A 10,720-nucleotide genomic window follows, 5' to 3' on the forward strand; every position below is an offset into this window, starting at 1 on the left:
GATCTTTGGTGCTTCTCCTACTTCAATTTCGCCAGCAAAGCCTCAGCCGTCGCCTGGGACGAGGCCGGATTCTGCCCGGTCAGCAACAGACCATCCATGAGCACATAGCTTGCCCAGTCCGGCCCTTTGGAAAAAATCCCGCCCTTGGCCTTGAGCTCGTCTTCCACGAGAAAAGGCACGATATCGGTCAACTGCACGGCGTCTTCTTCACTGTTGGTGAACCCCGTCACCTTCTTGCCTTTGACCAAAGGCTGGCCGTCCGCGGTTTTGGCATGCCGTAAAACACCGGGCGCATGGCATACGGCCGCGACCGGTTTGCCGGCGTTGTAGAACGCCTCGATCAGGGCAATCGAGTGTTTGTCCTCGGCCAGGTCCCAGAGCGGGCCATGGCCGCCAGGATAGAACACAGCATCGTAGTCGCTGGCGTTTACCGAGCTGAGCAACTGCGTTGACGCCAGGGCCGACTGCGCCGCCGAATCCTTGCGAAAACGCTCGGTGGCTTCCGTTTGCGCATCCGGCTCGTCACTCTTTGGGTCTAACGGTGGTTGGCCGCCCTTGGGCGAGGCCAGGGTCAGTTGAGCGCCGGCATCCTTGAAGGCGAAATACGGTGCCGCGAACTCTTCCAGCCAGAATCCGGTTTTCTTGCCGGTGTTACCCAATTGATCGTGGGACGTTAAAACCATCAGGATTTTCATGTCGTCACTCCATTTCGGGACTGCAGTGGTGGCCTATAGCCGTGATGCGCCGAAAACCGCCCGCCTGGCGGGCTGCACGGGTTCTGGCGCGAGGTGGATCATTCGGTCTGTCGGGCGATTCAACAAGGTGCGCCAAAATACGCCTCGTGTCGCGCAACTTCCTGCGCAAATATCGAGGTGATTATGCGAGGAAACGTTCCCTGAATTGATTCGGCCTTCTGGTTTCGGGGGCTTGGCAGGTTGTGGCACGGACCTTGTTAATCGTGTGGCTCCCCTCTGGCGATCGAGCCTTTCGGGAGCCTCACCCAATCCTAGCAAGGAGAGCATCCATGGCTACACCCGCGTATATGTCCGTCACCGGCGAGAAACAGGGCCTGATCACTGCTGGCGCCTTCACGGCCGACTCCGTTGGCAACACCTATCAGGAAGGTCACGAAGACCAGGTAATGATTCAAGGTTTCAAGCATGAAATAAGCATTCCGCGTGACCCGCAGTCCGGTCAACCTACCGGCCAGCGCCTTCATAAACCTGCGGTGGTCACCAAGGTATTCGACAAGTCTTCTCCGCTGTTGCTGGCAGCGCTGACATCCGGTGAACGCCTTACAGAAATCGAAATCCAGTGGTTTCGTACGTCAGGGCATGGCGTTCAAGAGCACTACTACACAACCGTTTTGGAAGACGCAATTATCGTCAATATCAAAGACTACATGCATAACTGCCAAGACCCTGCCAACGCACACTTTACTCACCTGCAAGATGTAGAGTTTTCCTATCGGAAAATTTCGTGGACTCACATTGCATCCAGCACTTCCGGCTCGGATGACTGGCGCAAGTTGAAAACCGAGTAAATCAGAACCCATAAAAAAGGGGCGACATGACTGTCGCCCCTTTTCGCCTGTGAAATCTTGATACCACGCCGACAAAGGTGTTCGCCCAGTGCAATGGCCTCGGCAATCCATGCACTGGTAAAGAGCCGTGACACTGGGCGAACGAGGCGCATTTTAAATCAACCCGATGAAGTTGTCCGCGAGTATAAATATGAAATTTACCGATACACATCTACCATGATGTCGATTCAAATATTAATTCGACCGACCATCAGAACTCACCAACTCGTCCAAAACAACTGATTATTCCTATACAACTTGTACAAGAATAATCAACAAATAGAGCAGTCACTCAACTTCCGGTCTTGCTGGTCACGGTCAGTATGTCGGTGTAGGTCACATACACACTTTGGCCTACTTTCAGGTCTTTCAGTTTGGCTTGAACTTCGGGCCTTACCACATCAACCGTCTTGGACTGCCCTTTAGGATTTTCGAACGTCACTCGATTGTTCTTTACATCGATACCGGTGATTTTCAGCTGTACCTGTACCTGACGGTAGGCTTCGCCACCAGGGTTGTCACTGCCCGGTGCGGCGCGGACTTCACCGGTTCGCTCAATGCTGCCTGGCAGACCCTTGTCGATATCGGTGTCCAGGTAGGCCGCGACAGCGCGGGTTACCTTGACGTCGACCTGATCCCCGGCTTTCAGCTTGCCGAGGTTCTTGGCTTTGTCGGTCATTTGCACATGCACCTGATTGCCTTCAGGCCCCTCAAGTACGACTTGATGGTTGGCGGCATCGACAGAAACGACCTTGGTGGTGACTTGATCCGCCTCCACGACGGCAGACAGCGGAATGTCCGCGGCGACGGCGCTCAGGCTGGTGGCAGAGAGCAAGGTGGCGAGGGTGATGGCTTTGGTCAGTGCGTGGCGTTTCATAGGCAGAACATTCCCTGTGATCATTGGCGACAAGCGGCGTTGCACTTACGTGCAACGCCGCGTGCGAATGAGCATAGACGCTGTTCCGGGAGTTAGACGCTAATCTGCAGTCTTGGCCGTTTCTTGGGCAGTGGATTCGCCGCTGGCCGTGCCTTTGCCGCTTTCCTTGCGCCGCGTAGGGTCGGTGGGACGCAGGGCATCGTTATCGCGTTCGGTTTCTCCGGGAGGTCTCGGTTCGTCTGGGTTTTCTGATTCCGGTGTCGGTTTCATGGGATTTTCCTCAGGCCTCGGGGTCGTCAACTTCCCGGGCCACATTAATGGCCATCATGATTTAGGAGGCCCGCGCGCTGCCGAGAGTTCCGACTCAATACCCGGTCATTTCCAGATAGCCCTGCCCACCGTGACTTCCGCTCAAGCGCACCGGGCCTTCCCAGTAAGGGATGCGCAAACCCATCCAGGCATTGGGGTTGAGGGCGTTGATGACGATGTCGAGGTGTTTGCCGGGAATCTGGATCGACCAGCGCACCGGCATCTTGCGGCCTGCCACGGTAGCGGTGTCCTGGGGGACGAGGCGGATGTCGTCGGCCCGGAGCATCTGCGTCTGGCCTTGAGCATCGATCCATGTCCCGGTCAGATAAGGCTCACCGTCCTTGTGCCGCATGCGATAGAGCATCACCTGTTCGCCGCTGTCCAGGTGCAGGGAAAACCAGTCCCAGCCGGTCTGGTTGGCGGTCAGGGGCTGGCTGCTCCATTCACGGTCGAGCCATGCCGGGCCGCTGACCTGATAGTGCTTGCCGTCGATCTCCAGGGTACCGCTGGCCTGGAAAAACGGCTGGCTGTAGTAATACGACGCCTGACCCTGCTCGGATTTCTGACTGAACCCATTGTCGCCTTGCAGCACCAACGGTCGTGTCGAGGTCAGCCGCAACTGGTAGCTAAAGGATTTGTCGCGTGCGCTGAGCTGCAGGTCAGCCAGCGGATTATCGGCAGAAGCCTGGCTATTGAACGCCCAGTCGTCGATCCACGCATTGAACGGCGCCACGCTGACACCTGCCTGACCAACGCCCCCCCGGGCATAACGCTCGGCCGCGTGATGCACCGTCGCCGAGGTCACGGCCGCATGCCCGAGCCAGATCGTCGGGCTCTCCCACCCCGCCACCTCCGGCGTGGCTTTCAAGGCGCTGCGAAACAACGTCCACTGCGCGCCGAATTCGTGGCCCTGTACGTCCTTGAGGTTGGCGGTGACGTACCACCACTCGATGCGAAAACCGTCGTGGGGGCCGTGATCCGTCGGGAAGCTGAACACCCGGTCCGGCACCACCGGCGTGAACGCGGCCGCCTGGTTGCCCAACCCGGCAAAGCCTTTTTCCGTGGTGGGCGATTGATCGCAGCCACTCAACCACAACGCCAACAGGCACGCCGCAAGCTTAATCCTCATGGGCAAAGGTCCTCAGCAAGTCCGCCGGCTGCGTGCGATACAACGCATAAAGCGGCCACGCCGATGCCAGCAACGTCGCCATCCATGCCAGCCCCATCAGCTGCAGCAATTGCAGGGGGAACACCCGCAAAGGCAAGCGCCAGCCAAACGCCTGGACGTTGATCACCGTGTCGAGGCACCAGGCCAGCGCAATGCCCAGCGGCAGCGCCAGCACCAGTGTCAGCACCGCCAGCAACCAGGTTTGTCCAAGGTTGAGCAGCATCAATTGCCGTCGCGTCACCCCCAGCACCCATAACGGTGCCAGTTGTCCGAGGCGGCTCTGGCTCTGGGTCAGCAGGCTGATGAACAACGCCACGCCAGCCACGCACAGGGTCAGGCTGTTGAGCGCGGCGGTGGCGGCGAACGTGCGCTCGAAGACTTGCGTGGACCAGCCCTTGAGCCGTGCCTGATCGACAATGCGACTGTCTTCCAGGTCGAAACGCGCTTGCAGGGTTTGGAGGAACGGCGCAATCAACGCGGGCTCGATGCGCAGATTGAAACGGTTGGGCGTCAATTGCGGCCAACCGCGCAGCAGATGGTTGATGTTGACCAGCACGTGGCCCTTGGGATTGCCGTAATCGGCATAGATCCCGACGATGCGCGGCGACCACGGACCATTGGGCGTCGAGATCGCCAGATGATCGCCCAAGCCAACCTTCAAACGCCGGGCCAGCTGTTCGCTGAGCATCACCGCATCGTCCGTCGCGAGCTGATCCCACGGCTTGTCACCCAAGGCTTCCAGCAGCGGCCAGTGCTGACGATAGGTCGGATGATTGATCACCCCGAACACATCCGCCGGCCAGCCTTGCAATTGAACCGACACCTGCCAGTTGGGCAACACCGCCGTGAGCTGCGGCTGCTGCGCGAGCCAGCTGTGCAGCTCACGGGCCTGGGTCGGGTTTTGCGGATTGAGGTAGAGTTCGGCGGTCAGGCGTTGTTCGAGCCAATCGCTGAAGGTCTGGCGAAAACCGGCGGTCATGCTGCCAGCGCCGATGTTCGCGGCCAACGCCAACAACAGCGCCATCAGCGCCAGGCTCAGGGCGGGTAGCTGTTGGCGACAGTCGGCGAGAAACCACTGGCCGAGCACCGAGCGACTACGTTGCAACAATACGTTGAGCAGCACATTGAGCACCACGGGCAGCGCCAGTGCGGCGCCGATCAACAGTGTCGCCATCAACACAAACCCACTGATCAGGCTGTCACCGAAGATCAGCGCCAGCCCGGCGATGCCCAAGGTGAGTGTCGCCACCCAGCCCTGGCGCCGCAACCACCGGGCGTGCGCCTGATGCCACGCCTGCGGATCGGCCAGGGCCAGTAATGGCAAGCGCGACGCCCGCCATAAACTGCTGGCCCCGGCGAGCAAAGCGCCAAACAGGCTCAAGCCGATTCCGCCGAGCCACCACAGCGGACTGAGGTTCAACTGCCCCGCCACTTCGGCGCCGTACAGGCCACGAAGGCTGGCGGCGACATCCGGCAGCAGCACGCCGGCCAGCAAATAACCACTGATCACCCCGGCGACGCCGCCGATCAAGGCCAGCCCACCCAGTTCAACCGCGAGGCAGGTGATCATCATCCGCGCGCTGACGCCGCAGGCGCGCATCGTCCGCAGCAAACCACGGCGTTGTTCCAGCGCAAGGCCAATCGCGGCATGGACGATAAACAGCCCGACCACGAACGACAGAAACCCCAAGGCATTGAGATTCAGATGGAAGCTCTCGGTCAGGCGCGCCAGATTATTTTCTTCAGCACTGCTGTTGTATTGCAGTTGCCCCTTGAACGCGTCGGGAAGCGGCGCGGTGAAACCCTTGGGCAGCAGCAGGCGCGACAGCTGGTCCGGCAAGCCGAGAATCTGTTGGGCGAAACCGATGTCCACCAGCAGCACGCCGGGGGCCATATCAGTTTGAACACGCAGTGGCGGCAATCGCATCCCGTTGACTGTCGACGGCCGCTCGCCTTCGCGTAAACCCAAGGCTTGCAGGGTCGAGGGCGAAATCCAGGCACTGCCCGGCGGCGTAAAAAATTCGACAACCTGCTCGATCGCCAGCGCCTGCCCCGCCACGGGCGAACCGCTCGGCAATGACACAGGTTCGATGCCCATCAGTTGCAGTCGCTGATCTTCATGGTCCTTGAGCGTCAGTCGCCCTTGCAGCACCGGCGACACCGGCCACCCGGCGCGGCGCAGGTCGACAAACCATTGCTGGGGGAACGTGCCGCCAGCGATAGCACTGAGGCTGGCCTGGGGTTCGCCGCCGATCAGCTGACTGGCGCGCGCATAGCTTTCTCGCGCCTGACTGTTCAAGGCTTGCACACCGGTCAACAGGCTGGTGGCCAGCCACAACCCGGTCAGTACACTGAAAAACTGCACCGGATGTTGCCGCCAGTGGCTGAGCAGCGCCCGCAGGGTTTCACCGAAGATGCGCACCTCAGCGACCATCCACACCGGCCAGGCGACCACCGTGCAGCACCACTTTTTCGGCCAGCTGCGCCGCCACGCCGGGGCTGTGGGTGACCATCAACAACGTCGTGGCACTGTCATCGAGCAACTCCAACAATAACCTCAACACCTCGGCGCTGGTGGTTTCATCGAGGCTGCCGGTGGGTTCGTCGGCCAGCAACAATTTCGGTTGCGAGGCCAGCGCTCGCCCCAGTGCAACCCGTTGTTGCTGGCCACCGGAGAGTTGTTCCGGATAGCGTTTGAGCAAATCGCCAAGCCCCAAACGCTGCACCAGGTGCGCCTGCCAGTGTGGATCATGGCGACCGGCAAGCCGTGCCTGGAAGGCCAGGTTGTCCTCCACCCGCAGGCTGCCGATCAGGTTGAACTGCTGGAACACCAGACCGATCTCAGTTCGCCGCCAGCTCGCCAGTTGCCCTTCGTTCATCAGCTCAAGCCGATGCTCGCCACTGCGGATACTGCCGCGATCGACCTTGTCCAGCCCAGCGATCAGGTGCAGCAAGGTGCTCTTGCCACTGCCCGACTCGCCCATCAGCGCCAGGCTACTGCCGGGCTTGAGCGTCAGGTCGACGCCTTGCAGCACCGGCAACGGCCCTTGCGGCGTGGCGTAGCTTTTAAAGACACCCTGGACTTCAAGCATGGAAAGACCCGTTCGATAAGCATGGGCCAAGGATAGCGGGCCTGGATGGTTTTTGTCCGTTGGCGATAATCGCCGCGACCCAACGCCGCCCTGGCATCGCGAGCAGTCAGTGCCGGGGCCTGTTCAGTAAAAGTTACCGGTGAGCTTTGGCACTGGCAGGCCGGTGGCCGGATCCAGTCCCTTTTCGGCACTGAGTTTTTCGATCAACTCTGCTGATGGAATGATGGGGACAGCAGAGTCACGCTCTCGCTTCCATTGGAAGGTGCCGTCCCACTCGGGGAGGGTTGCGGGTGGGAGTGGGACGATGTCATCCAGGTCGGGGATTTTTGCTCCGAGGTGTTCGTGACGCGAGAGGAAATCGCTGATTTTATTGTATCGATCGACGCGTTCTTTATCTTGCTCTACAGCCAGGTAGTACAGTTCGTCGGTCACTGGCGGCCCTTCGAATGCACTCGCCAGCCGACTGGCACTGCTGTTATCTCCATTGCGAATCGCTAATTGAAAACCTTGCAAAGCCTCCTGATGACGCCCTGCGTTTTTCAAAGAAATTGAGTATCTTCTTCCCGCTATACCATTCCCTTGTTCCATTGCGCATTTATACATCGCCAGCATGGTTTCGGCTGCATTAGGTACATAGGACAGAAGCCTGCCTACGTAATACTGAGCATCCGGGCTCCCCAAGTCGGCTGCTCGACGAAAGTACGCTCTGGACGCAGCAACATCCTGTTTGACGCCATAACCCAACTCCAGGTAGTGCGCCATATCGTAATAAGCCCCAGGAATTCCTTGAGCAATGTAATACTCGGCCAGATCGATGACTTCTTTACTGGCATCAGGAGAGCCTGCTTGTCCGGTTGACAGCAGGAACTGCAGATTGGTCGCGGCCTTATAGTGATCGTGTGCAGCCGCGATACGATAATAGCGGGCGATCGCATCGTAATCTTTCTGCCCCTTACGCTTCTCCAAGTAAAGTCCATACTGATAGAAGATGTCCGCATCCAGGTTCAATGCAGGCAACGAATCGCGCTCATATACGCACTTAAATTCCAACCTACTGTAGGCAACGTCCGCCGACGCAACATCAGACATCTGCTCGTCTTTTTTTGAACAGGCCATGGCCGTCAAGAGACTGAACAATGTCAGAAGTAGCCTGATTGCCCTCACCCAAATCCTTATTAGATTTTCCGGCATATTTTGATCCGGCGGTGAATTCATGTGTTCTCGGTGTTTTTTGGCAGCGGCAAGCCGGTGGCCGGATCCAGTCCCTTTTCGGCGCTGAGTTTTTCGATCAACTCTGCTGATGGAATGACGGGGACAGCGGAGTCACGTTCTCGCTTCCATTGGAAGGTGCCGTCCCACTCGGGGAGGGTTGCGGGCGGAAGTGGGACGATGTCATCCAGGTCGGGGACTTTTGCTCCGAGGTGTTCGTGACGCGTCAGGAAATCGGTGATTTTATTGTAGCGATCGACGCGTTCATCATCTTGCAGTACAGCCAAGTAGTACAACTTATTCGTAGCTGGCGGTCCTTCGAAGGCACTTGCCAGATTTCCGGCACTGTTTGCGTCACCATTTCGAGTCGCATGTTGGTAGCCTTCCAAGGACTCTCGATACAAACGTAATAATTTCGAATAACTCGCATACTCTCTCCCCGCCAATCTGTTGCCTTGCTCCATCGCACACTGGTACATCGCCAGCATGATTTTGGTCGTCTTAGGCACATAGGACAGAAGCCTACCTATATAATATTGACCGTCCGGGCTCCCCAAATCAGCCGCCCGTCGAAAGTAGGCTCTGGAGGCAGCAACATCCTGTTTTACGCCATACCCCAACTCCAAGTAATGCGCCATATTGTAATAAGCACCAGGGATGTTTTTCGCCACATAATATTCGGCTAGGTCGATGGTCTCTTTACTGGCATCGGGAGAGCTGGCTTGTCCGGTGGACAATAGATATTGCAGATTGGTCGCCGCCTTGTAATGATCGTGTGCAGCCGCGACACGATAATAGCGGGCGATCGCGTCGTAATCCTTCTGCCCCTTACGTTTCTCCAAGTAAAGTCCATACTGATAGAAAATGTCCGCATCCGGGTTCAATGCAGGCAACGAATCGCGCTCATATACACAATTAAATTCCAACCTACTGTAGGCAACGTCCGCCGACGCAACATCAGACATCTGCTCGTCTTTTTTTGAACAGGCCATGATCGTCAAGAGACTGAACAATGTCAGAAGTAGCCTGATTGCCCTTACCCAAATCCTTATTAGATTTTCCGGCATATTTTCATTCGACAATTAAAGGCATCCCTATCATCAACTCGCTCTGACCTGCCGAATCGAGTATCACGGCGGAAAATCATGTGTTCTCGGTGTTTTTTGGCAGCGGCAAGCCGGTGGCCGGATCCAGTCCCTTTTCGGCACTGAGTTTTTCGATCAACTCTGCTGATGGAATGACGGGGACAGCGGAGTCACGCTCTCGCTTCCATTGGAAGGTGCCGTCCCACTCGGGAAGGATCGCGGGTGGGAGTGGGACGATGTCATCCAGGTCGGGGATTTTTGCTCCGAGGTGTTCGTGACGCGAGAGGAAATCGCTGATTTTATTGTATCGATCAACGCGTTCGTCATCTTGCTGTAAAGCCAAATAATGTAGTTCATTAGAAACAGGAGGTCCTTTGAATGCATTAGCGAGACTGTATGCACTAAGATCGTCGCCATTTCGGGTAGCTGTCTGGTAGCCGTGTAGAGCCTCTTGATAAAGCCCTGAGTCTTGCAAATAACTCGAGTAGTCCCTTGCTGCGAATCGATTACCTTGTTCCATCGCACACTTGTACATTGCCAATAAAATATCAGCCGTATTAGGTACGTAGGATAATAGTCTACCTATGTAGTACTGAGCAGCTGGATTCCCCAAATCTGCCGCCCGACGGAAGTATGCTCTGGAGGTCGCAACATCCTGTTTGACGCCATAACCCAACTCCAGGTAGTGCGCCATATCGTAATAAGCCCCAGGGATTCCTTGAGCAATGTAATACTCGGCCAGATCAATGACCTCTTTACTGGCATCAGGAGAGCCTGCTTGTCCGGTTGACAGCAGGAACTGCAGATTGGTCGCGGCCTTGTAGTGATCGTGAGCTGCCGCTATACGGTAATAACGGGCAATCTTGTCGTAATCCTTCTGCCCCGTACGCTTCTCCAAGAAAAGACTGTACCGATATAGCATGTCCGCATCCTGATTCAACGGCGGTAAAAAATCACGCTCATATACGCACTTAAACTCCAACCTACTGTAGGCAAAATCTATCTGCGAGGTATCGGGCATGCTTTCTTCCTTTTTTGAACAAGCCAACATGAAAAAACACAACAACAAAATAGCTATGTTTCTCATAACTTAGTCCCAATTCTTCTGAACAGGACTCTCTTGCAGAAACTCAACCAATGATGCAACCGGCGACGTAGGAGTCATCACACCTTTTCTTTGAACGCTGCGTATTCTTCGCGTGTTGTTTTTTCCAATAATCTCCTTCCATTTTTTGAACGTTTCAGCCATGTGAGCCCCGATCATTTCGTCTCCCGTATGCACCCCAAACAAATGCTCCCTTAACGGCCTGGTCACCGCAGGATCCTCAATGCAAATATTCAACTCACTGTCCACCTGCATACTGCGCGTGTTGATGTTCGCGGAACCCAATGTGGTAA

At 56.8% G+C, this 10,720-nt stretch carries 10 protein-coding genes and 1 pseudogene; 1 reads left to right on the forward strand and 10 read right to left on the reverse strand.

The window, feature by feature from the left end:
* Positions 1 to 17 precede the first annotated feature (17 nt).
* The gene (locus tag BVK86_RS27010) at positions 18 to 695 is read right to left on the reverse strand and encodes a type 1 glutamine amidotransferase domain-containing protein (protein WP_075949290.1); all 678 of its coding nucleotides are present in this window, start codon (positions 693 to 695) and stop codon (positions 18 to 20) included.
* A 329-nt stretch (positions 696 to 1,024) separates the two neighbouring features.
* On the opposite strand from BVK86_RS27010, the gene BVK86_RS27015 reads away from it, so the two are divergent.
* Entirely contained in the window at positions 1,025 to 1,543 is a 519-nt protein-coding gene (locus tag BVK86_RS27015; protein ID WP_075949291.1) for an Hcp family type VI secretion system effector, read from the forward strand.
* A 331-nt stretch (positions 1,544 to 1,874) separates the two neighbouring features.
* Here the strand turns inward: BVK86_RS27015 and BVK86_RS27020 are convergent, their stop codons facing one another.
* The 9 genes and pseudogenes from BVK86_RS27020 to BVK86_RS30010 form a co-directional block, all read right to left on the reverse strand.
* On the reverse strand, positions 1,875 to 2,459 hold the full coding sequence (locus tag BVK86_RS27020) for a hypothetical protein (RefSeq protein WP_075949292.1): 585 nt from the start codon (positions 2,457 to 2,459) through the stop codon (positions 1,875 to 1,877).
* Between the two features lie 99 nt (positions 2,460 to 2,558).
* Positions 2,559 to 2,729 (reverse strand): hypothetical protein, encoded by a 171-nt coding sequence (locus tag BVK86_RS29905; RefSeq protein ID WP_167371521.1) that lies wholly within the window; start codon positions 2,727 to 2,729, stop codon positions 2,559 to 2,561.
* Between the two features lie 94 nt (positions 2,730 to 2,823).
* Complete coding sequence (locus BVK86_RS27025) at positions 2,824 to 3,897, reverse strand: lipocalin-like domain-containing protein (protein WP_075949293.1); 1,074 nt, start codon at positions 3,895 to 3,897, stop codon at positions 2,824 to 2,826.
* Entirely contained in the window at positions 3,887 to 6,358 is a 2,472-nt protein-coding gene (locus BVK86_RS27030; RefSeq protein WP_075949299.1) for an ABC transporter permease, read from the reverse strand. Before BVK86_RS27030 ends, BVK86_RS27025 begins: the two co-directional genes overlap by 11 nt.
* Position 6,359: 1 nt before the next feature.
* Positions 6,360 to 7,028 carry an ABC transporter ATP-binding protein gene (locus BVK86_RS27035; RefSeq protein WP_075949294.1) on the reverse strand — a complete coding sequence of 223 codons (669 nt, stop codon included), beginning with the start codon at positions 7,026 to 7,028 and terminating at the stop codon, positions 6,360 to 6,362.
* Between the two features lie 123 nt (positions 7,029 to 7,151).
* Positions 7,152 to 8,219 carry an SEL1-like repeat protein gene (locus tag BVK86_RS27040; RefSeq protein ID WP_075949295.1) on the reverse strand — a complete coding sequence of 356 codons (1,068 nt, stop codon included), beginning with the start codon at positions 8,217 to 8,219 and terminating at the stop codon, positions 7,152 to 7,154.
* 20 nt (positions 8,220 to 8,239) lie between these two features.
* Positions 8,240 to 9,304, reverse strand: coding sequence for an SEL1-like repeat protein (locus BVK86_RS27045; protein ID WP_083659359.1), 1,065 nt, complete (start codon positions 9,302 to 9,304; stop codon positions 8,240 to 8,242).
* A 76-nt stretch (positions 9,305 to 9,380) separates the two neighbouring features.
* A complete protein-coding gene (locus BVK86_RS27050; protein ID WP_231977896.1) occupies positions 9,381 to 10,409 on the reverse strand; it encodes an SEL1-like repeat protein in 1,029 nt (342 codons plus the stop codon).
* Positions 10,410 to 10,412: 3 nt separating this feature from the next.
* Positions 10,413 to 10,720 (reverse strand): annotated as a pseudogene (locus BVK86_RS30010) (phospholipase D-like domain-containing protein); the annotation flags it as partial.

It is taken from the genome of Pseudomonas reinekei (assembly GCF_001945365.1).
Lineage (GTDB): Bacteria > Pseudomonadota > Gammaproteobacteria > Pseudomonadales > Pseudomonadaceae > Aquipseudomonas > Aquipseudomonas reinekei.